Consider the following 21,557-nt stretch of genomic DNA (forward strand, 5'->3'; position numbering starts at 1 on the left):
TCCACTGTTGCAGTTGATAGAGTGGATGCCCGGGTCAAGCCCGGGCATGACGATTGAAGCGGGAGGAGTTTCGTATATGTCCCCCTATCTCGCCCCCTTGCGCGCTTTCACGGCGGGCTTCGTCGATACGGTCGGCTTTGTCGCCCTCTTTGGCCTGTTCACCGCCCACGTCACCGGCAACTTCGTGCTGATCGGCGCGTCGATTGCTGAATTCCATGGCGGGATCATCGCCAAGTTGATCGCGCTGCCGGTATTCATCCTGGTCGTGGCGCTGACGCATCTCTACGTGACGCATCGGCAGCGGCGTGACGCCAATCCGATCGCCGCACTGACCTTGTTCGAGGCCTTCTTCCTGGCGGCCTTCATGGCGGCGGGCCTTGCCGCCGGCCCCTTCACGAATTCCGACAGCCCGGTCGCCATCGCCACCGGCATGCTGGCGGTGACGGCCATGGCGATCCAGAATGCCGGCGCGCGCACCGTCTTTGCCAATTTGTCGCCCACCACCGTGATGACCGGCAATGTGACGCAGATCGTGATCGACGTCGTCGATCTCATCGCGACACCGGCCAAAGCACCGGAAGCAAAAACACGCCTTCGGAAGATGTTGCCGCCGGTCCTGGCCTTTGCCTCAGGTGCCCTGGCCGGGGGCCTCGGCTATGTGCATGTCGGATTCTGGGCGCTCCTTCTGCCGCTCGTGGCCGTCATGACGACATGGCTGATACTGCGCAGTGCCGTGCGGCGACCCGCTTGATCCACACCCCCGCCTCGCCCAGGGGCAGATCGGCACGCACATCGTCGGCCAATGTGCGCAGGCTGATGCGGCACTTTTCCGCCTCGCGCGCGCCGACGACACCCAGGATCGGCACGCCGCGGTCGCGCCAGTTGACGATCTTCTTCGGCAGCGTTTCGTTGCTGGCATCGATGACGACGCGGTAGCCCTCCGATTCCAGTTGGATCGCCGCTTCTTCCGCATAGCCCAGATGCTGATCGGAGACCGCGGCGATCAGCACCTGGTCAGGCGCCAGCCATAGCGGCAGACGCCCCTGGCAATGTTCCAGCAGCATGCCGATGAAGCGTTCCAGGCTGCCCAGCACCGCGTGGTGGATCATGATCGGCACGGCGCGGTTGCCGGCTTCGTCGATATAATGCGCGCCGAGCTTCCCGGGCAGCACCAGATCGAGCTGGATCGTGCCGCACTGCCAGCGCCGCCCCAATCGGTCTTCCAGGATGAATTCAAGCTTTGGCCCATAGAACGCGCCCTCGCCGGGTTGCGTCACGAAATCGAGGCCGGCGGCGCGGGCTGCGTTCTGCAGCACGCGCTCGGCCGTATCCCATAATTCCTCGCTGCCCTCGCGCGCCGCCGGCCGCGTCGAGAAGGCGACGCCGAAATTGGCAAAGCCGAAATCGCGATAGACCGCACGCAGCAGCTGCGAGAAACGCTTCACCTCGTCGACGATCTGATCCATGCGGCAGAGCACATGGGCGTCATCCTGCACGAAGGCACGCGTGCGCATCAGGCCCATCAGCGCCCCGGAAGGTTCGTTGCGATGGCAGGCGCCAAATTCCGCATAGCGCAGGGGCAGATCGCGATAGGACCGCAAGCGCGCATTGAAGACCTGCAGATGCCCCGGGCAGCTCATCGGCTTCACCGCGAATTGCCGCTCGCCATCCTCCAGCGCAAACATATTGGGGCCGAATTTCTGCCAATGGCCGCTTTTCTCCCACAGGCCGCGCGAGAGGATCTGCGGCGTCTTGATCTCGTTGAAGCCCGCGGCCTTCATGCGGCGGCGGATGTAATCCTCGATCAGGCGGTAAAGCGCCCAACCCTTGGGATGCCAGAAGACCATGCCCGGCCCTTCTTCCTGGATATGGAAGAGGTCCAGCCTGTGGCCGATACTTCGATGATCGAACGCGTCCATGTCAGTCTCCGTGCGTCTAGGGTCGAGAAGCAGACGGACGGAGGCCTGAAAGAAAAAGCCCCGTCCGGAACCGGCGGGGCCTTGGGTAGCAGTCAGATCGTGCGTTACATCAGCACAAGCCAACACCCCTCGGCCGCCGGTCGGCGGTCCAGGTAGTGGTTACTTGTTGATGTTTGCGCATCTGGCTCATAGCGCGGGAGACTAAGGGCGCAGGCAGCAGCGTGTCAAGCTGCCGCAGGGCGAATGCATGCCGACCCTGAATTCCTGCCCATCCTTCTCGCCCCAGCGCGCCCCCCGCCGCTCTCAGGGAAGGCGCTCCCGCGGCAGCAGCAAGCGCACAGTCGTTCCCTGACCAACCTCGCTCTCAAGGGAGATGCTGCCGCCCATGCCCCTGGCAAGCGATTTACAGATGGCAAGGCCGAGACCAGTCCCTCCCTGGTCGCGGGTATGCGCCGATCCCAATTGGACGAAGGGTTGCCCCAGTTCGGCGATTTTCTCGGCTGGGATACCGCGGCCATTGTCCGAGACGCACAGCGCCACCATGCCGTCGTCAGCGGATTCGGCCTGCAGCAGCACGCGGCCCCCGGCATTGGTGAACTTGATGGCATTGCCGATGATGTTGGTCAGAATCTGGTGCGTGGCACGCCGGTCAGCGTGGATCGAAGGCAAGGGCGCGCTGTCCGGATCGACCAGTTCAACCGATTTCTCGATGGCGAGTGACTTCAGGAGGCTGCCCGCTTCGTGCAGTAGCAGTGTGGGATCCAGTGGCTGCAATTCATACTCGAACCTGCCGGCTTCGATGCGCGACAGATCGAGGATGTCGTTGATCAAAGACAAGAGATGCGTGCCGCTGGTATTGATGTCGGCGACATATTCGCTGTAGGTCGGGTTGTTGATCGGTCCGAACGTTTCGCTCCGCATCAGGGCGGAAAAGCCGATGATCGCGTTGAGGGGCGTCCTCAGTTCGTGACTCATCGTCGCCAGGAACTTCGATTTGGCGAGATTTGCCGTTTCCGCCTTGAGCAGTTCCAGCGCCCTTTCGTTCGTCAGCCGCACCTGCTCGCGTTCGGCATCGCTGATATCCGTCATATCGCGAAAGATGACCGTCATGGTGGTGACCCCTTCGACGGTCACCTTCGACAGACCAGCCATCAGCGGGACCAGTGATCCGTCCTTTCGCAACCCGTTCACCTCACGCCAGTTGCGCATCGCCATGTGGGTGGACTGGCCTTCTGCAAAGGCAGCAACATGCCGGCTGTGGACGCTCCTCTGCGAGACCGGGATCAGGCAGTCGATCGGCTGACCGAGTACTTCATCGGCGCGATAGCCGAATATCACTTCCGCTTCCGCATTGAAGGCGATGATGCGAAAGCGATGGTCGACGGTGAGAATTCCCACCATCGCCGTGTCCAGGATGGCGGAAAGGCGGGCCTCGCTCGCCCGCAATTTGTCCTCCGCCACACGGCGCTGTGTGATCGATTGATGCGAGATCACCGCGCCGGCCAGCGAGCCGCGCAGCCTGTGAACCGACATCAGGAACCAACGCTGCTCCGTGGCCGAGTGACAGGGGTATTCCAGGGAATAGGCGGGCGACTTTCCCTCCAGAACCATGCGGATATTGGCATTGATGGCAGCGCCGCTCGAACCTTCCTCGTCCGAGGAAGCAGCTTCGCAGCTCTTGAAATAATTGAGGCCGACGCCGGCGATGTCTTGGCTGGATCCGCCATTCTCGCGCGCAAACTGCCGCCAACCCTCGTTGACGGCGACGATCCACCCAGCACCGTCGATGACAGCGACACTGCCGGGGAGAGAATCGAGCACGGATCTACTCAATGATTCGCTGGCCTCGACCGCATGCTGCAGCATTTCCCGCTGGGCGCTTTCGTGCAGCAGGACGATCGTGTTCCTGCTGTGGTCTTCGATACCTTCAACGCGCTGTATGGATAAGTCGGCGTCGAAGGTCGTGCCATCCTTGCGCAACAGCCGGCGGCCGATGGCGTGCGGAAGATGATCGGCAGCGGGTTCGTGGATGCGGCGTCCGATCTCGCCGCGGTCTTCCGGGTGGATCATCATGTCCCAGGGCCGACCGATCACCTCCGACGGTGACCAGCCCAGCATTTCCGAGATGATGGCATTGATGGCAACAATCAACCCTTCGGGCGAGACCTTGACGATGCCAACTTGTGGCTTGCCGGCAGCGACGGTGTTGCCCTCCATTTGCATCGACCGCAGCTCTCCCTCGGCGCTCCGCACTGACCCAGCTTTAACGACCGTGCCAAGGAGCTCACTGCTGCAGACGACCATCCACTTTCCAGAGCGATAAAGCACGCGAAAAGTGCCGAGGCAGAAAGAAACGCCAATAGAGTCCTATCGAGACATTGCCAATAACCTTCAGTCCTAACGCGTACGACACTTCAGCATGCGGCGCATGGGCCCCGATGCAGAGCGGCCGATCAGGCCGCCACACCCCGATAGGCTTTCTCAAGCGTCGCGAGATCGATCTTGATCATGCCCCAGACCGCCTGCAGCACGCGGTTGCGCTTCTCTTCATCCGGATCGCTGATCATCGCGTCGAGGACTGCTGGATGGACCTGCCAGGAGAGGCCCCATTTGTCCTGCACCCAGCCGCAGGCCTGCTCCTTGCCGCCGTTTTCGAGGATCGCGTTCCAGATGCGGTCCAGCTCCTTCTGGTCGTCGCATTTGACCCAGAGCGAAACGGCGGGGCTGAGCTTGTAGGTCGGACCGGCATTGAGGGCGCGGTATTCCTGACCCGAAAGCGTGAAGACGACACCGTAGAGATTCTTGGCGCGATCGAAATACGTCACGGACTCGATCTTCGAATTGGGCAGCAGCGAGGTATAGAATTTCGCCGCTGCCTCGGCATCGTCGTCGAACCAGAGATGCGTCACGACTTTCTGCGTGGTGGCCATGGGGTTCCTCCGGGGCTTTCAGTTTTCGTCATGCCCGGGCTTGACCCGGGCATCCACTCTCTCAACGGCACCAGTGGATCCCCGGGGTCCCGTCGGCGAATGCCGACATGCGTCGGCTAGGCCCGGGGATGACGGAATAACTCAGATCTTCTTTGCCAAAGCTTCCAACTGCGTGGCGACGATGCCCCAGCCTTCGTGGAAGCCCATCTTCTCGTGCTCGGCGCGAGCGTCCGGCGACCAATGGCGTGCCGTCGCACGGTAGCGCGTCTTGCCGCCTTCATCGGCGAAGGTCACGGTCGCCACCATGAAGGCGCGGCTCGATGGGGTCCAGGCGTCGACGAAGGCGTCGGTGAAGACGATCTTCTCGTTCGGCACGACCTCGAGGAAGATGCCGCGATTGGGGAATTCCTGGCCCTCGGGCCCTTTGATCACGAATTGCGACTTGCCGCCCGGCCGCACGTCGATCTCGACATCGGCCACGGTCCAGGGCTTGGGGCAGAACCAGTTGGGATAGGTGCTGCCATCAGTCCAGAGCTTGAACAGCTTTTCACGCGGTGCGTCGAGCAGGCGGTCGAGGACGAGCTCGGTCGCGGTGTCGTCGGTCTTCTGGGGTTGAGCACTCATTTGTATCCTCCTGGCAGGCTTTTTAGGGTTTCTGGCTCAAGGCGATTTCGAGATAGGTGATGAGGTGGTCGAGATTGGCTTTTGCGATGGCGGGGCCTTGCTTGGCCTTGGCGAAGATGAACGAGCCCTGCATCACCGCCTGGATGTAGAAAGCGAGGCTCTCCGCGGTCCAGTCGGGTGAGAGGCCTTCTTCCGCCATCGCCGCGTCGATATCACGCTGCACCATCGCCGCATGATCGCTCATATGCCGGTCGCAGGCCGTCCGAATAACGGGGTGCGTGTCATAGGCTTCCTGCACCATGGTGCCGAGCAGACAGGTGAACTCGGCAAGCGCCCGGTCCATGATCGCCTGGCGGAAGCGGACATAGCCGATGACGCGGTCCTTGGCGCGCGGCAGGGCGCGATAGGGCGCCGTGGCGAAGATGCCCTCCGCCATCGCGGCGAAATGGTCGGCGGCGGCAACGGCCAGGTCTTCCTTGGCCGCGAAATGGTGGAAGAAGGCCCCCTTGGTGACGCCGGCCGCTTGGCAGATGTCGTCGACGCTCGAGGCCGCGTAACCCTTTTCGCGGATCACCTGCAGGGCGGCATCGAGGAGACGCAGGCGCGCCTCACCCCGGGCTATCCCGCTTTTATTGCTTGGTTTTTTCCGCTCGCTCATCGGTCGCTGTTCCATTGTCCACTTGCTGGACAAATACATACCAACTGGTTGGTATTTCGTCAATCGCCAGAAACACCGAATAGACGGCTACCGCTCTTGGTAGCTGTTGTCGCGAAGGCGTAAGCTCAAGGCCCGCGATTGGGCCAGCCGTTTGGGGGCGATCTTGATGCGCTTGCTTGCATGCCTAGCCGGCGCCCGGAGCGCAGGGCGGCGATGACCGACATTCTTCCCGGCGGCGAAGAAGCAGCGGTTGCCGCCGTGGCGACGCGGCAAACGCAGCACAGCGACGAGGCCCAGGAGGTGAGCCGCCTGGAACTCCACTATTTCGAGGACGTGCTGCCGGTCGAGATCGCGCGCATCAACCAGCGGCGCAAACGCACCGACGAAGAACGGCGAAAGCGCGAGAAACCGGCACGGGGCGATGTCTCCCCGCGCGGGCCGGAGGATGACGGAACCGGGCCGGGGCCGGTCTCGCCCTTCACGCGCGGGCATTATGATCCCGACAATATCCGCCGCGGCGGCGACCCCATCGACCCGGAGCGTCCCGACCGCAACAAGATGCGCCCCAGGCCGCGCCCCAATGACATGATCGGCCTAGCGCTTTCGGGCGGCGGCATCCGCTCGGCCGCGGTGTGCCTGGGCGGGCTGCAGGCCCTCAACCGGCGCCACCAGCTGGAGGCCATCGATTATCTCTCGACCGTGTCGGGCGGCGGCTATATCGGCGCCAGCCTCAGTGCAGCGATGACCCGCAGCGCCGGCGGGGCCGCGGCACCTTTCCCCTTCGGCGAGGACATCGCCGACAATGCCGTGATTGGGCACTTGCGCAATTATTCGAACTATCTGCTGCCGCGTGGGCGCAAGGCGATCGTCAATTATGCCGAGGCGGCGGCGGTCATCCTGCGCGGGCTGCTGGCCAATGTGGTGCAGGTCGTCACCCTCATGCTCATCCTGGCGCTGATCACCGTTTTTGCCTATCCCACTTTCTTCGCCCTCTATGACGGCAGTTTCGTGACACAGCTGGTCGATGCCGCGACCGCGTTCATCCACGCCCATGCCGGCATCGTCTTCCGCTCACTCACCGACATCGTCGGCCGGCATCCTTTCGCTTTGACGCTCTGGGCCATCGCGATTCTCGGCGCATGGCTGGTGATTTGGGCGGCCTTGCGCACCTATCACCAGCTCGACCGCCTCACCAGCGACACGTCGGGCCATTGCCTGAAGGTCGCACGCCTTCTCATCATCGCCATCCTGATCCTGGCCTTGCTCGATCTGCAGCCCCTGGCGATCGCGACGCTGATCAAGCATCTGCAAAGCGATGAAGGTGTGGCGCTCCTGCCCTGGCTGCAAAGCCTGGTGCCGATTCTGACCGCCTTCAGCGGCGCGGTGTCGGCCGCCAGCAGCGCTCTTGCCCATTTCCTCAAGAAGAGCGAGCGTTCGAGCAATTGGTCGACCATCGCCCTGCGCATCGCGACGCAATTCCTGCTGCTGCTGGCAGCGCTCGCCTTGCCGCTGGCGATCTGGTTCCTCTATCTCTATCTGGTGGCGGTGCTGCTGGTGCCGGTGGCGACGGTGGGCACCACGGACATCACCCTCTTCGGGTACAAGATGAGCATTGCCTGCCTTTATGCGCTGGCGCTGGTGCCGCTGGTGATCTTCTTCTTCTGGCTGAAGCCCAACAATTATTCGCTCCACCGCCTCTATCGCGACCGTCTGAGCAAGGCCTTCATTTTCGGCTACCAGACAGGCGCGCTGGAGCCGGTGGCGCGGGACGAGTTGAAGCTTTCGGCGCTGCGCCACTGCGACGGGCCCTATCATATCGTCAACACGGCGATGAATGTGCAGGGCTCGGCCGAGGCCAACAGGCGCGGGCGCGACGCGGATTTCTTCATGTTCTCGCCCGATTTCATCGGCAGCGACCTCACCCTCTATGGCCGCACGCAGAGCAGCCTTGCAGGCACCGCCGATATGGAGCGGGTCGACAAGCGCCTCAATTTGGCCACCGCCATGGCGATCTCAGGGGCCGCCGTCTCGGCCAATATGGGGTCGAACACGATCCGGCCATTGTCGCCGACCCTGGCGTTGCTCAACATCCGCCTTGGCTATTGGCTCAAAAATCCGCGCCATGTCGCGCGCAGCCGGCAGGCGGCGCAGCGCACGCGCAACCCCTTGCGCTGGGTGTTCGACAAGTTCTATCTGATGGTCGAGATGCTCAACCTTCTCGATGAGACCAGCCGCTATGTCTATCTCTCAGACGGCGGACACATCGAGAATCTCGGCGTCTATGAACTCTTGAAGCGCGGCTGCCGCACCATCGTCGTGTTCGACGCCGAATCCGATCCCAGCATGTCTTTCGGCTCGCTCCTCAAGATGGAGCGTTATGCGCGCATCGACCTTGGCGTGCGCATCAGCCTGCCCTGGGAGCAGATCGCGCGGTCGATGGCGACGCGCGACGCGCAGGATCTCTGCCGCAAAGGGCCGCATTGCGCTGTGGGGCGCATCACCTATGAGAACGGCGTCAACGGTGTCATCATCTATTTCAAATCCTCGATCACCGGCGACGAGAAGGATTACGTGCTCGATTACCGCAAACGCTTCCCGGCCTTTCCGCATGAAACGACCGGCGACCAGTTCTTCAGCGAAGAACAGTTCGAGGCCTACCGGGCGCTCGGCTACCATATGGTGGACGGCTTCTTCTCCGGTGCCGACAAGATCGCTTTTTCGCGCGATGCCAATGGAGGCTTCAGCGATGCGGATATCGCTAACCTGCGCCACGATCTCGCTTATGAGATAGCGCAACACCCCTGACGAGGTAGCGGAGCCCCATGACGATCGAATTCCTGCTGACATCTCTCATCATCGTCGCCTCGCCCGGCACGGGCGTTATCTACACGCTGGCAGCGGGTCTTTCGCGCGGGCGCAAGGCGAGTGTCGTGGCGGCCTTCGGCTGCACGCTCGGCATCGTGCCGCATCTCGCGGCCGCGATCCTGGGCCTCGCCGCCCTCCTCCACACCAGCGCCCTCGCCTTCAATACCGTGAAGTATCTGGGTGTCGCCTATCTCCTCTACATGGCGTGGATGACTTGGCGCGAGCGCGGGGCCCTATCGCTCACGCGCGAGATCGGCGCGCGCTCCGCGCTGCAGGTAACCGTCGAGGCGGTGCTGATCAACATCCTCAACCCCAAGCTCTCGATCTTCTTCTTCGCCTTCCTGCCGCAATTCATTAAGGCAGATACGGCGCATCCCATGGGTGAGATGCTGGAGCTCTCCGGCATCTTCATGGCGATGACCTTCGTGGTCTTCGCGCTCTATGGCATCGCCGCGGCGGCGGCGCGGCAGCACATCCTCTCCCGCCCGCGCGTCATCGCCTGGATGCGCCGGACGTTCGCCGCCGCCTTCGTGGCCTTGGGGGCAAAGCTCGCCTTGGCCGACAGATAGGCGCAGGGGCGCAAGGGAACATAACGCCGCGCGTCCTGTTGCTGCCCTGCTCCTTATCCATTTGGCTGAGGGCCTGGACCCGGAGAAACCCTTATGAATCAGAAAACCTGGCTGCGCCTCGGCTTTGATGCGATGACGCTCGCTGTCGAGGCACAGACGGTGATCGCCCTGCGGCTGATGAAAATCGCACTGGGTGACCAGGCGGCGCTGGCGGAATCGCAGCTGATGGTGCGCGAGAAAATGGAAGCGCTCAGCGCCCTCCAGACCCGTGCCCTCACCGGCTGGATGGGTCTCAGCCCGCAACTCACCCCCCGCGCCACCGTCGCCCATGTCAGGCGCAAAGTGCGGGCGAACCAGAAGCGCCTCAGCCGCTAAGCTGCCGCCCCATCAATCCACCACAAACAGCCGCGCGCCCGTTGGCGTTGAAGAACGGTGGGGCTCGGCCTGATCAGCGACCTGGTAGCTCATGCCGGGCTTCAGGGTGTAGGTGCGGCCGCCCTTGAGCTGGGTCAGAAGCTCACCCGACAGGCAGAAGAGGATATGGCCCTTCTCGCACCAATGGTCGGCAAGATAGCCCGGCGAATAGTCGACCAGACGGACCCGGATGTCACCAAACTGCCGCGTGCGCCACAGGGCCGTGCCGGTCTCACCCTTGTGCTCGGTGACAGGCACTTCAGCCCAATCGGTGGTGCCGAACGGGATATCAGTCATTTTCACGATTGGCGGGCCCCTTGTTTGGCCGAGAAAAGCGCAACATCGGGAGTGGTGCCACGTACGGCACTTCGAGCGTCATTCTTCGGCGACAACCGTTGAGTTACCAGAACTCCCCTTCCCGCTTCTTCACTCATGTGCCCCAATAGACTTGCAGCAATGCGACAATGGTGACAGCCGCTAATGCCATCGCCCTTTCGACCATCGCATCGCCCATCATCCCTTGAAACCAGCCGGCGAATGCCAGTGGAATGACGGCAATCAATTGCCGCCGCAACGGTATGGTGAAGCGCTCCCCACAAGCAGGACATTTTCCGCCAAGGATCGGCCAGAAGAGCAATCGCCGCAGCGTCGATATCGTCGGCTGTTCGCAATGCGGACAGAGATTCAAAGTTCACCCCCGCAGCGCCGTTACGGCGCCTTTATCTCGACGACCTGGCGACGCCGATCGTCGCCTTTGTTATCTTTGATTGTCATCTGTACTTGCCACTTGAGCGATGGCGCGTACCAGAATGTCGCTTCGCCCACCCAATTGTCCGATGGGATTTCCGAGCGGGTTTCGATGACATAGGTGTCGACCGGCCCCATCGCCAGCTGCAATGTCTCAGTCCGCACCACTTTCACCACATCAGTGGCCATGCCGGCCGGCGGATTGCGCTTAAAGGTCACCTGCTTGCCAACCTCCAGCGGAAACAGCGGCTCGATGTCGGCGGCTCTTGTGTTCTCGTTGTCAGCCCAAGGATCGGGCACATAGGCGTAAGAGCGCCGCGCGCCGATCGTCGATTCCATCATCCGGCCCTTTGGCTGCTTCACATGCTCCTCGAATACATCGCCGGAGTTGAGATCGCGCCACACAATGACTGTGCCGGGCGCCACAAATTCGTAGTTGCTCGGCGGCAATTGAGGTGCTGTTGCACCCGCTGATTGCGCCAGCGGCTGCGGCTTGCTTCCTTGGCAACCCGCCAATATCGCCAAGCTCATGCTGGCGAAGGCGACGACGGTTGCGTTTCGGCACAATTGGCGCATTTTTGCTCCATGGACGTTGATGTGGCAATAATACTCGCCATAAGTGTGGCGGCATTTCAGGAACTCGTCAACCGCGCGGCGACGATCAGGCGCGCCAACCTCTAAACCAAATGCTGCCCACCGGTGAGGAAGATTTCGGTGCCGGTGACATAGGCGAAGTCGGGGCCGCAGAGTTGGAAGATGACGCCGGCGACTTCGGCCGGGGTGCCCATGCGGCCCATGGGGATGCGGGGGATCAGGGCTTCGTATTCGGGACCGATCATGGCGGTTTCGATTTCGCCCGGGGCCACGGCATTGACGCGCACGCCGAGCGGTGCAAACTCGCCGGCCATTTCGCGCGTCAAGCCGGAGAGGGCTGCCTTCGAGGTCGAATAGGCGGAGCCGGCGAAGGGGTGGATCGAATGCCCGGCGATCGAGGTGATGTTGACGATCGAGCCCTTGCCCTTGGCGAGCGGCTTGGCAAAGCCCTTGGCGAGTTGCACCGGGGCAAAGAGGTTGAGTTCGTAGACCTCGCGCCAGGCAGCGATTTCGCCGTTCAATGTGCCGAGGCGTTCCTTGAACGAGGTCTTCGGCGATATCGCCGCGTTGTTGATGAGGGCGTGGACGGGAGCGCCGTCCAGCACGGCCAAGGCTTCTTCGACGAAGCGCGGCGCGTCGCCGGGTTCGGCGAGGTCGACCGTGATGTGGTGGGTCCAGTTGGGATCGCGCTTGCATTCCTCCGGCACCGCTTCGCGTGAGCAGGTGATGATGCGCCAGCCCTCCGACGAGAAGCGCTGCACGGTCGCGTGGCCGATGCCGCGGCTGGCGCCGGTGAGGATCACGGTTTTTCTGTCGGTCATTTTCGTCTCGCTTCAAATCGATCTGTCATCATATGCCCCTCTCCCTAACCCTCCCCCACGTTGGGGGGAGGGGACTCCCTCCGGTTTGAACTCCACCTTTGTTGCGAGCCCGGTGGCTGGGGGGGGCAGGGGGTGTTACAGGTCTCATACCCGCTCGCGCAATTCCCGCCAATGTCTTCGCTCACCCCTGCTTCTCATCTTCATCGAGCAGTTCGACGCGGCTCAATATCTTGCTGTCGATATGGGTCTGGTCCATGCGGGCCTTGATGTCCTGGCGGCGCGTCACCACTGAATGCGGGTCCTGATGGATGATGATCTCGGCCCCCGGAAAGGCCGCTTGCAGCTTGGCCTCGACCGCGTCGGAGATGCGATGCGCCTCGATCAATGAGATGGTGTCGGGGAGTTCCAGATGGAACTGGATGAAGCGGTCCTGGCCGGCGATGCGGGTGCGCAGGTCATGGAGGTTCACTGCTTCGGGATGCGCGCGGACGATCTCCATGATGCGGCGGCGCTCGTCATTGTCCATCTCGCGGTCCATCAGCATGTCATAGCTCTGCCGGCCGATCGAGATCGCGGTCCAGGCGATGTAGACGGCAACGCAGAGGCCGAAGAGCGGATCGGTCCACCACAGGCCGAACTGCGCCGAGATCAGCAATGCCGCGATGACGCTGATATTGACCAGGAAGTCGCTGGCGTAATGCGCCGAATCCGCCTTGATCGCGACCGAGCCCGTCTGCCGCACGGCATGGCGCTGCAGCAGGATGAGGCCACCGGTGATGGCGATCGAGCCCAGCATGATGGCGATGCCGAGGCCCGGGCTGGTCACGGGCTTCGGGTGCATGAAATGGTCGTAGACCTCGAGCAGCAGCAGCAGGGAGGAGCCGAGGATGAAGGCCACCTGCATCAGGCCGGCCAAGGGTTCCGCCTTGCCATGGCCAAAGCGATGCTCGGCATCGGCCGGCATCAACGCATGGCGCACGGCCAGCAGATTGACGAAGGACGCCGCGACGTCGAGCGCTGAATCGAACAACGTCGAAAGCAGGCTGACTGACCCGGTCGCGAGATAGGCATAGAACTTCATGCCGATCATAACGAAGGCCGCCGCCACCGCCGCGCCCGAAGCGAACTTCATGAGCCGCGCGGCTTGCTCGCGGGTGATGGGGGTGGCGGTCATGGTCGCGCTCGCTGCATCAACTTGTCATGCCCCGGCTTGGCCGGGGTATCCACGAGTTTGTCAGCAATGTGACGACAGAAACGCGTGGATCCCCCGCCTTCGCGGGGGATGACAGGAGAAAAAGAGAATGATCGATCGTCCCTCACGGATAGAGCTTCTCCGTCACCCAGGCCTTGCCCCAATCGACACCCGGCGCTGGGGTGTAGACGGCGCGGTCGTGGAGGCGGAAGGGGCGGTCTTCCCAGAATTCGATATAGCTGGGCTTGATGCGGAAGCCCGACCAATGCGGCGGGCGCGGGATGGTGCCGATGGGGTGCTTTGCGGTGAACAGCGCCACGCGCTTTTCAAGATCGAAGCGGTTCTGCATCGGGCGCGACTGGATCGAGGCCCAGGCGCCGAGTTGGCTGGAGCGCGGGCGCGAGTGGTAATAATCGTCAGCCTCCTTGTCGCTCACCACCTCGACCTCGCCCTCGACGCGCACCTGGCGGCGCAGAGATTTCCAATGCAGCACGATGGCGGCCTTGCGCGTGGCCAAGATCTGCGTGCCCTTCTTGCTTTCGAAATTGGTGTAGAAAACGAAGCCCTGCTCGTCCCAATCCTTCAAGAGCACCATGCGGACCGAGGGCATGCCGTCAGGCCCCACGGTCGCCAGCGCCATGCCGTTGGGGTCATTGGGCTCGGAGGTTTTGGCTTCCTCGAACCAGGCGGCGAATTTGGCGAAGGGCTCGCCCCAGGGATGATGGGCGCGGGGGTCGAGGGCGCCTTCGGCTTGATCGATAACGGTTTCACTCATGGTCTTGGCTTTCCATCACAATCCCGGAACATCACAATCCCCAACATCACATTCCTTTGACTGCAAGCTATAGCATTGAATTTGGAACCGGACGGCGCCATTTTCATTGCGATTGCGCTGCCGAATCACGCGCCATTTTGACACGGGTCCCCAGATGCCGACGCAAAGCCCCACCCGCCTGATGCTCAAGCCGATCAGCCTGTTGCTGGTGGCGAGCCTTGCCTTGCCGCTCGCTTCCTGCTCGTCCAATTCCTATGGCGGTTCGTCACAGAACACCGGCACGGTGCTGGGGGCCTTGGGCGGTGCGGCGGCGGGTGCCGCCATCGGCGGCAAGGACAATTGGTGGTGGGCAGCTGGGCTTGGTGCCCTGGCCGGCGGTGTCGTTGGCAACCAGGTCGGCGCCTATCTCGACCGCCGGGACCAGCAGACCTCCTATCAGAATGCCAATTACGCGCTCAACAAGGTGCCGGATGGGCAAAAGGCCACCTGGTCCAACCCGCAGAACCAGACCAGCGGCTACACCAAGCCGATCGAGACCACCAAGACGGCCTCGGGCCAGACCTGCCGCGAGTTCCAGACTGGTGTGACCGCGCAGGGACAAAGCAGCACCGGCACCGGCACGGCCTGCCGCCAGCCCGATGGCACTTGGAAAATCATCCGCTAGCCCCTATTTTTCCGCCATGCAGATGAATTCTCGTGGCGGAACATTCCATGCCGGATCCTTATAAGACGCTCGGCGTCGGCCGCCTCGCCACGGCGGACGAGTTGAAAAAGGCTTATCGCAAGCTGGCGAAGAAGCTGCACCCAGACCTCAACCCCGGCGACAAGAAGATCGAGGCGCAGTTCAAGGAAGTCTCGGCAGCCTATGACATGCTCTCGGATGCCGAGAAGCGGCGGCGCTATGATCGCGGCGAGCTCGACGACAACGGCAATCCGCGGCCCGGCTTCCAGGGCGGCCATCCCTGGGGCGCCCGCCCCGGTGGTGCGGCGGGTGCCGGCAGGGCCCGCACGGCCAAGGATTTCGGGCTCGACGAAAGCGACAATGACGAGATCTTCAAGGACTTCTTCGGCTTCGGCCGCGGCCGCGCCAATTTCAAGATGCGCGGCGCCGACGTCACCTATCGCCTGGAAGTCGATTTCATCGATGCGGCGGTGGGGGCGAAGAAGCGCGTCAATCTGACCGACGGCAAGACCATCGACGTGACGCTGCCGGCCGGCACCGAGGACGGCGCGCAGCTGCGCCTGAAAGGCCAGGGCATGCCCGGCCAGGGCGGTGCCGCCAATGGCGATGCCTTCGTCGAGGTGAGCGTGAAGGCGCATCCCTATTTCGAGCGCGACGGCTTCGACATCCTGCTGGAATGCCCGATCTCGCTGCCTGAAGCGGTGCTGGGCGGTACCATCGAGGTACCGACCGTCGACGGGCGGGTGGCGTTGAAGGTGCCGGTCGGCAGCAATTCAGGCACGCAATTGCGCCTCAAAGGCAAGGGCATCCTGAATGCGAAGACCAAGCAGCGCGGCGATCAGTATGTGCGCTTTGTCGTGACGCTGCCGAAGAACGGCGACGCCGATCTCGAAAAAGCCATCGGCGAATGGGCGAAGACGCACGCCTACGACGTGCGGTCCAAATTCACTTCTTGACGTTCACTTCTTGAAATTGACCAGCGCCACGCCGCCCAGTGCCAGCAAGCCGCCGATGATGCCGAGCGGTGTCGGCGCTTCGCCAAGCCAGACGAAGCCGATCAGCGTTGCCACCGGCGGCACGCAATACATGAAGTTGGAGGCACGGCTGGCCGGCATTTTCGAGAGCACGATCGACCAGGTGCCATAGGCGATGAGGCTCGGCACCAGCCCCAGATAGATCGCGGAGAACAGGGCCTCCGTGGGGACGGTCGGTGCCGCTGCAACGGCCGAGGGCAAGGCCGGGGCCAGCATCAGGGCGCCGACGATCATGTTCCAGGCGGAAACCGTGAGTGGCTTGTGCTTGGCGTAAAGCGGCTTCTGGACGATCGCCGTCACCGACTGGCACATCGCGGCGCCCAGAATGAGGATGGCGCCGAAATCGATCTTCATCGCCGAGCCTTCGCCCAGCGCGATGAGGCCGATGCCGGTGAAGGAGAGCAACGTGCCAGCCCAGGCCCATTTGCCGAACCGCTCCTGCAGGATGATGATGGCCAGCAGCGCGGTGATGATCGGGTTGACGTTGATGATGAAGCTCGCCGGTCCGGCCGAGACGGTTCGCTCGCCGATGTTGAGCAACACGGTGTAGAGCGCCACATGCACGATGCCGCCGGTCGCAAAGCGCCAGATCTCGGCACCCTTGGGCCAAGCCGGCCGGGTCGCGATCAGGAACAGGGCGGCTGGTACGGCGGCGATCGCAAAACGCGCGGCGCCGAGCTCGATGGGCCCGAAGCCCTGGAGGCCCGCCCGGATCGCCGGAAAGGCCGAGGCCCAGGAGAGAATGGTCACGAAGAGGGCCACCAAGGTGCCGCGTGAGAGGCCCTTTTCGGACCCCAACACGGGCATTTTGGCGGGCGAGAGCGTGGTGCTGGTCATAGGATTATCTGCCAATGGGGTACGTGGCCGACAGTCTCTATGGGGCTGAGCTCCTTGACAAACGAACAATTAAACCCCCAGCTGTGAGCATGGATCACAGCTCCTTGCCCCCGTTGGACACCCTGCGCGCCTTCGAGGCAGCCGCGCGTGGCGGCTCGTTCTCGGCCGCCGCCAGCGCCCTCAATCTCACCCATGGCGCCATCAGCCGGCAGATCGCCAAGCTTGAACACTGGCTGGGCCTGAAGGTCTTCGAACGCCAGGCGCGCGGTGTCGCTCTGACACCGGAAGGGCAGCGCCTCTATCTGCGCACCAGCGAGGCCTTCGCCCTCATCGCCGATACCTCGGAACGCTGGACCGAGCAGCGGGGCCCGGCCGTCGTGCGCCTCTCGTCGATCCCCTCGGTCTGCGGGCTGTGGCTGATGCCGCGCCTGAAGCAACTCGAGAACGGGAAACCCAGCTTGCGCATCACGCTCTCGGTCGAGCATCGCCATGTCGATCTTGCCGATGAGGGCATCGACCTCGCCATCCGCTGCGGCCGCGGTGCCATCCCTGATCGCATCTCGCTGCAGCTCTTCGAGGAACAGTGTTATCCGATCGGGTCACCTGAGCTTGCGCGCGAGATCGACCTCCATGGCAATGCGGCGCGGCTCCTCGATCAGACGCTCATCCATGATTCGGATGCGACAGGTTGGCGCAGCTGGTTCGGGGCACTTGGCCTCGATTTCAGACCGCGCGCGCATGACCGGCGCTTCGAGGATTACAACCTTGTGCTCGATGCGGCGATGAGTGGCCTCGGCATCGCGCTGGCGCGACCGCCCCTTGCAGAAAGCCTCGTCAAACAAGGAAAACTTGTGGCTCTCGACAAACGCACGGTCATCAACCCCTCATCCTATTGGCTGGACCGCCCGCATGGCGCGATGCGCGATGCCGCGCGCGCACTCGCCAGGCGCATCGGGCGCGAAGCGGGCCTGAGCGCAGACATCATTGCGGGTTTCACAGGCGACGCGCGCTGATTGCTGTTCGATTGAGCAGTAGCGGCAACAATCTGCACATTTCGTAAGCTCTTTTCCCCGCATGTCACATATCGATGTGAAAAGTGGCAAGGCTGGGAGAAATGCACTAGCGCGGTGACATGTTTGTGAGGTATCGGAGAAATTGCCGGGAACGAACCAGTCGAATACCGATTGGGAGTACGGCACCTAGCACGCGTTTAGTCCGAAACCGCTCGCAAGAAGCGGTGGAAGCAGATGGCGGCAACGATGGGTGGGACGAGGCAGAATTTTCTGCCGCAGAATTGAGCAACCGTCAGGGGCGATAGGGAGAGACCATGACCAATATGACCATGGTGGGACTCTGGGTCGCTTCTCTGCTTTTTCTGGGTGGCGGGTTACTCGCCCTCAGCGTTTTCGCACTCTAAAGAGAGTGCTAAGGCGAGGCACGGAACACGACCTCAAGAATCCCTAACCGGCGATCTCGCCGGGGCATGACATCCCGCGGGCAGGCCGAAAGCGGCTGCCGCGGTGAATGCCCGTCCGCGGTGAATGCCCATCAGGGCTCTAGGAAATTGGGCTTAAAGCCCCGCGTCGCCATCCGCTTGCCTCGCGGCGTAGCACCTCGCAAAGATGGCTTAGCCAAAATCTGATACCGGCCGGGAAGGAGCCATCTCGCGGCATGTGCGGGCGATTTGTGCAGGGTAAGGCGATCACCGAGTTGCAGAGCTATTTCGACATCAAGGGTCCGCCGCCCAACTTCCAGGCCCGCTACAATGTGGCGCCGACGCAGGATGTGGCGGTCATCGTGATGGGACCGCAGCACCGTGAGATCGCCGTCAAGAAATGGGGCCTCATTCCCGCCTGGTCGAAAGCGGGCAAGGCCGAATTCGCGACCTTCAACGCGCGCGCCGAATCGGTGCGCGAAAAACCCACTTACGCCCGCGCCTTCCAGCAGCGCCGCTGCATCGTGCCCGCGGATGGGTTCTATGAATGGACCGGACCTAAGGGCGGGAAGATCCCGCATCTCTTTGCGCGCGTCGACGGCGCACCGCTGGCGCTGGCGGGCCTCCACGAAACCTGGCGGTCGAAGGATGGGACCGAGCAGGTGCAATCCTTCACCATCGTCGTCACCACCGCCAATCGCTGGATGTCCTTCTATCACGACCGCATGCCGGTGATTCTAGCACCTGAGGCCTTCGACCTGTGGCTGAACGGTACACCGGATGAAGCGGCGACTTTGATGCGCGCAGCTCCTGAAGATGTATTGAAAGAACGCGTCGTCTCGACGCTGGTCAACAATGTGAAGAACGAGGGGCCGGAACTGGTGGCGTGAGTTGGCGGGTTCCGTGCGCGGGTTTCTCAGAAACATCACTTGGCGCCCCCCTCCCGGCCTCCCCCCTGAAGGTGGGAGGAGTAGCAGCTGCGGCCACCTCATTCCAAAGCCCTCCCACCTTCAGGGGGGAGGGTTGGGTGGGGGGCCGCGTTCAGTCTCGTTCCAACCACCCTACCCTGTTTCCTGCGGCATGCACGTCGCGAGAAACGCTGCCGTTGCCTTCACCGCCGCGTTCTTTTGCAGATCGCGATGAAAGGTAAGCCAGATGTCGCGCATGAAGACCGGCGCCTTGGGATCGGCTGCTTTCAGTTGATGTGCCTTGGCGGCGAAGGCTGGCAGCACGGCCAGGCCGATGCCGGCTGCGGCCGCTTCGGCCTGGACGCCGAGGTCGTTGCTGCGCAGAACCATGGGTTTGTCACCCATCTGCGCCTTCAGCCACACCTGTTGCGGCAGGTCGTCCAGCCCCTCGTCAAAACCGATGAAGTCACGGTCGCTCTGACGATGGGCACTGAGATAGGCGCTGGAGCCATAGAGGCGATAGCAAAGCGTCCCGACCTTGCGAATGATGAGGCCGTCATCCTGCGGGCGGAACAGGCGCAAGGCGATGTCCGCCTCACGTCGCTGCAGCGAGACATTGCGCGTCTGGCCGAGCAAGGTGAGGCGAAGGGTCGGCTGGACTGACTGAAATGCGACGAGGCGGCGGGCGACCAGCACGGCCAATTGCGGCGGCGCGCTGACGGCAAGCTCGATCGCCGCTTCCGGCCCATTGCCCAAAAGATCGCGCTCGATGGCAAAGGCCTCGTCTTCCATCGCGCGGGTGCGGGAAGCAACCTTGCGCCCGGCCTCGGTCAGTTGGGTGCGGCGCGTGCGCCGATCCACCAAAGCGGTGCCCAGTCGATCTTCCAGCGCGGCCACACGCCGCGCGACCGTCGCATGTTCGACGCCGAGCTTGCGCGCTGCGGCGGCGAGGCTACCGCTATCCGCCAGCGCCATGAAATAGCGCAGATCGTCCCAATCGAGCATCAGCCCGCCCGTCCTGCCATCCATTGCTTCATGTCGTTCGCGCGCACCGGCCATCCTCGATTTCTGCACAGTCGATGGGAATCGATGGGGAATTTAACACGGGCACCAACACGGGCAAGTTAGGGGCATATCTCCTTGGACGCGAGAGAAACCATGTCGGAACGCAACATCAACCACGCCAATACCTATGCCAGCCGCGCCACCTTGCGCAAGATCGTGCATATCACCGGCAAGACGGGCACGGCCGCTGCCTTGCGCGCCGCCCTCGCCGATCTCGAAACGGCGACGCGGCGCGAAGCCGGCTGCGTCAGCTTCACATTCTTTCAGGCATTGAGTGCCGAAGATCATTTCCTGTTGATCGAAGACTTCGTCGGCGCTGCCGATCTCGAAGCGCACATGCAGCAGCCCCATACCCGTGCCTTCTTTGCACGCAACCTGGTCGAACGGATCGAGGCGATGGGGAAGGACTGGCTGTCATGAGCACTAGGATCGCCACAGATGCAACGCGCTTTCGCTGGCGCAAATTGCCGGCCCGCGCCCATTTCGTCGTCATGCCGATGATCCTGTCGCTGCTGATGTCGGGCATCGTTTCCAGCATCTCGACCATCAAGGCAATCGGCATTGCCGATGTGACGGCCGGGCGATTGCTGCAGGCCTGGGGCGTTTCCTACATGATCGCGTTTCCGGCAGCCCTAATGGTGATGCCGATTGTCCGACGTGTTGTCGCCCTGCTGGTGGAAAGCCCCGGAAATGGCCAAGGCAGCGTCAAGTAACAGTTTCGTCCCAGCTTGGTCGCAGGCCATCTTCACCATCCGTTAACACCTGCGCCGCCAAACTTCCCCCACCACACTTCCACGTGTTGGTGGCCATGTCGGCGCAACCCGTGATTGACCTGAGGGTGCTATCGCGGGCGGGGCCGGCTTCTGGGTGAGCGAAAGGATGACGACCGAGATGGGCGTCGATGTCATCAAACCGGATCGCGCGTCGTTCAGCCTGGTAGAGACGGAAGCACCCAGCTTCCGCTCGCTGCGGGTGGATGCGCTTTATCGCTATTGGCTGTCGCGCCGCAACGACGCGCTGCCGACCCGTGCCGATATCGACCCGGCGGACATCAAATCGCTGCTGCCCTATGTGCTGATCGTCGACATTCACCGCGATCCGTTCCGCATCTATTACCGCCTGGTGGGCACGGCGGTGGTGCATTTTTCCGGTCTCGATTTCACCGGCACGTTCCTGGATGAACTGGCCTTCGATATCTGCGCCACGAGCGATCTGGTCAACGCCTACCGCGCCGTCTGCGACGCCAAGCAGCCGGGCATCGGCATGGCCTTTGCGCAGCTCAACCATCACACGGCGCTCGATGTCGAATACCTGATCTGCCCGCTGGTCGATGCGGCTGGCACCGTTGCCCAGTGCCTGGTGCTGGAAGACTATGTGGCCAAGGAAGGCATGGACATCGGCCGCCTGCGCCTGGCGCGGCCAGCCTGACGCATAAGGGCCTGACGCATAAGGGCCTGAAGCATATCGGCCCGACGCACGCATCGGCGC

24 protein-coding genes are annotated in these 21,557 nt (G+C 62.7%); 11 read left to right on the forward strand and 13 right to left on the reverse strand.

All coding sequences use genetic code 11. From position 1 onward, the window contains the following. The first annotated feature begins 76 nt into the window (after positions 1 to 76). Positions 77 to 751, forward strand: a complete 675-nt coding sequence (locus tag SMD31_RS06140; RefSeq protein WP_320499922.1) for a YoaK family protein — start codon at positions 77 to 79, stop codon at positions 749 to 751. On the opposite strand, the gene thrS is transcribed toward SMD31_RS06140, so the two are convergent. From thrS to SMD31_RS06165, 5 genes are all read right to left on the reverse strand, one after another. Next, positions 702 to 1,919, reverse strand: a complete 1,218-nt coding sequence (gene thrS, locus SMD31_RS06145; protein ID WP_320499923.1) for a threonine--tRNA ligase — start codon at positions 1,917 to 1,919, stop codon at positions 702 to 704. The two genes, SMD31_RS06140 and thrS, sit on opposite strands and share 50 nt — an antisense overlap. 303 nt (positions 1,920 to 2,222) lie before the next feature. Further along, positions 2,223 to 4,142: a PAS domain S-box protein gene (locus SMD31_RS06150; protein WP_320499925.1), complete on the reverse strand. Its 1,920-nt coding sequence runs from the start codon at positions 4,140 to 4,142 to the stop codon at positions 2,223 to 2,225. A gap of 230 nt (positions 4,143 to 4,372) precedes the next feature. Further along, positions 4,373 to 4,849 (reverse strand): VOC family protein, encoded by a 477-nt coding sequence (locus SMD31_RS06155; protein WP_320499927.1) that lies wholly within the window; start codon positions 4,847 to 4,849, stop codon positions 4,373 to 4,375. A gap of 141 nt (positions 4,850 to 4,990) precedes the next feature. Continuing rightward, positions 4,991 to 5,473 carry an SRPBCC family protein gene (locus SMD31_RS06160; protein WP_320499928.1) on the reverse strand — a complete coding sequence of 161 codons (483 nt, stop codon included), beginning with the start codon at positions 5,471 to 5,473 and terminating at the stop codon, positions 4,991 to 4,993. A gap of 22 nt (positions 5,474 to 5,495) precedes the next feature. Beyond that, positions 5,496 to 6,131: a TetR/AcrR family transcriptional regulator gene (locus SMD31_RS06165; protein WP_320499929.1), complete on the reverse strand. Its 636-nt coding sequence runs from the start codon at positions 6,129 to 6,131 to the stop codon at positions 5,496 to 5,498. A 213-nt stretch (positions 6,132 to 6,344) separates the two neighbouring features. Here SMD31_RS06165 and SMD31_RS06170 point away from each other — a divergent pair, with 213 nt between their 5' ends. From SMD31_RS06170 to SMD31_RS06180, 3 genes are all read left to right on the forward strand, one after another. After that, the gene (locus tag SMD31_RS06170) at positions 6,345 to 8,936 is read left to right on the forward strand and encodes a patatin-like phospholipase domain-containing protein (protein WP_320499930.1); all 2,592 of its coding nucleotides are present in this window, start codon (positions 6,345 to 6,347) and stop codon (positions 8,934 to 8,936) included. A 17-nt stretch (positions 8,937 to 8,953) separates the two neighbouring features. After that, the gene (locus SMD31_RS06175) at positions 8,954 to 9,565 is read left to right on the forward strand and encodes a LysE family translocator (RefSeq protein WP_320499931.1); all 612 of its coding nucleotides are present in this window, start codon (positions 8,954 to 8,956) and stop codon (positions 9,563 to 9,565) included. A 93-nt stretch (positions 9,566 to 9,658) separates the two neighbouring features. Next, positions 9,659 to 9,940: a hypothetical protein gene (locus SMD31_RS06180; RefSeq protein ID WP_320499932.1), complete on the forward strand. Its 282-nt coding sequence runs from the start codon at positions 9,659 to 9,661 to the stop codon at positions 9,938 to 9,940. A 12-nt stretch (positions 9,941 to 9,952) separates the two neighbouring features. On the opposite strand, the gene SMD31_RS06185 is transcribed toward SMD31_RS06180, so the two are convergent. From SMD31_RS06185 to pdxH, 6 genes are all read right to left on the reverse strand, one after another. After that, positions 9,953 to 10,276, reverse strand: coding sequence for a DHCW motif cupin fold protein (locus SMD31_RS06185; protein WP_407652120.1), 324 nt, complete (start codon positions 10,274 to 10,276; stop codon positions 9,953 to 9,955). A 133-nt stretch (positions 10,277 to 10,409) separates the two neighbouring features. Further along, positions 10,410 to 10,616, reverse strand: coding sequence for a hypothetical protein (locus tag SMD31_RS06190; RefSeq protein ID WP_320499934.1), 207 nt, complete (start codon positions 10,614 to 10,616; stop codon positions 10,410 to 10,412). Positions 10,617 to 10,687: 71 nt separating this feature from the next. After that, positions 10,688 to 11,302, reverse strand: a complete 615-nt coding sequence (locus SMD31_RS06195) for a hypothetical protein (RefSeq protein ID WP_320499935.1) — start codon at positions 11,300 to 11,302, stop codon at positions 10,688 to 10,690. Between the two features lie 101 nt (positions 11,303 to 11,403). Beyond that, positions 11,404 to 12,141: an SDR family NAD(P)-dependent oxidoreductase gene (locus SMD31_RS06200; RefSeq protein ID WP_320499936.1), complete on the reverse strand. Its 738-nt coding sequence runs from the start codon at positions 12,139 to 12,141 to the stop codon at positions 11,404 to 11,406. 181 nt (positions 12,142 to 12,322) lie between these two features. Further along, positions 12,323 to 13,315: a cation diffusion facilitator family transporter gene (locus SMD31_RS06205; RefSeq protein ID WP_320499937.1), complete on the reverse strand. Its 993-nt coding sequence runs from the start codon at positions 13,313 to 13,315 to the stop codon at positions 12,323 to 12,325. Positions 13,316 to 13,457: 142 nt separating this feature from the next. After that, positions 13,458 to 14,108, reverse strand: a complete 651-nt coding sequence (pdxH, locus tag SMD31_RS06210; protein WP_320499938.1) for a pyridoxamine 5'-phosphate oxidase — start codon at positions 14,106 to 14,108, stop codon at positions 13,458 to 13,460. 154 nt (positions 14,109 to 14,262) lie between these two features. Here pdxH and SMD31_RS06215 point away from each other — a divergent pair, with 154 nt between their 5' ends. After that, a complete protein-coding gene (locus SMD31_RS06215) occupies positions 14,263 to 14,772 on the forward strand; it encodes an RT0821/Lpp0805 family surface protein (protein WP_320499939.1) in 510 nt (169 codons plus the stop codon). Between the two features lie 47 nt (positions 14,773 to 14,819). Then, positions 14,820 to 15,746 carry a DnaJ C-terminal domain-containing protein gene (locus SMD31_RS06220; protein WP_320499940.1) on the forward strand — a complete coding sequence of 309 codons (927 nt, stop codon included), beginning with the start codon at positions 14,820 to 14,822 and terminating at the stop codon, positions 15,744 to 15,746. 3 nt (positions 15,747 to 15,749) lie between these two features. On the opposite strand, the gene SMD31_RS06225 is transcribed toward SMD31_RS06220, so the two are convergent. After that, positions 15,750 to 16,661, reverse strand: a complete 912-nt coding sequence (locus SMD31_RS06225) for a DMT family transporter (RefSeq protein WP_320499941.1) — start codon at positions 16,659 to 16,661, stop codon at positions 15,750 to 15,752. Between the two features lie 104 nt (positions 16,662 to 16,765). Here SMD31_RS06225 and SMD31_RS06230 point away from each other — a divergent pair, with 104 nt between their 5' ends. Continuing rightward, positions 16,766 to 17,674 carry a LysR substrate-binding domain-containing protein gene (locus SMD31_RS06230; RefSeq protein WP_320499942.1) on the forward strand — a complete coding sequence of 303 codons (909 nt, stop codon included), beginning with the start codon at positions 16,766 to 16,768 and terminating at the stop codon, positions 17,672 to 17,674. Between the two features lie 658 nt (positions 17,675 to 18,332). Beyond that, entirely contained in the window at positions 18,333 to 18,986 is a 654-nt protein-coding gene (locus SMD31_RS06235; protein ID WP_320499943.1) for an SOS response-associated peptidase, read from the forward strand. 171 nt (positions 18,987 to 19,157) lie between these two features. Here SMD31_RS06235 and SMD31_RS06240 read toward each other — a convergent pair whose 3' ends face one another. Continuing rightward, positions 19,158 to 20,033: a LysR family transcriptional regulator gene (locus tag SMD31_RS06240; protein ID WP_320499944.1), complete on the reverse strand. Its 876-nt coding sequence runs from the start codon at positions 20,031 to 20,033 to the stop codon at positions 19,158 to 19,160. 129 nt (positions 20,034 to 20,162) lie between these two features. Between SMD31_RS06240 and SMD31_RS06245 the strand changes: the two genes are divergently transcribed. The 3 genes from SMD31_RS06245 to SMD31_RS06255 all read left to right on the forward strand — a co-directional run bounded on the left by SMD31_RS06245 (position 20,163) and on the right by SMD31_RS06255 (position 21,497). After that, the gene (locus tag SMD31_RS06245; RefSeq protein ID WP_320499945.1) at positions 20,163 to 20,489 is read left to right on the forward strand and encodes a putative quinol monooxygenase; all 327 of its coding nucleotides are present in this window, start codon (positions 20,163 to 20,165) and stop codon (positions 20,487 to 20,489) included. Continuing rightward, positions 20,486 to 20,782, forward strand: coding sequence for a DUF2798 domain-containing protein (locus SMD31_RS06250; protein WP_320499946.1), 297 nt, complete (start codon positions 20,486 to 20,488; stop codon positions 20,780 to 20,782). The genes SMD31_RS06245 and SMD31_RS06250 overlap by 4 nt, the downstream gene beginning before the upstream one ends. A gap of 166 nt (positions 20,783 to 20,948) precedes the next feature. Next, positions 20,949 to 21,497: a PAS domain-containing protein gene (locus tag SMD31_RS06255; RefSeq protein ID WP_320499947.1), complete on the forward strand. Its 549-nt coding sequence runs from the start codon at positions 20,949 to 20,951 to the stop codon at positions 21,495 to 21,497. Positions 21,498 to 21,557 lie beyond the last annotated feature (60 nt).

Origin of the sequence: Dongia rigui (genome assembly GCF_034044635.1) — a bacterium.
Taxonomy (GTDB): Bacteria; Pseudomonadota; Alphaproteobacteria; order Dongiales; family Dongiaceae; genus Dongia; species Dongia rigui.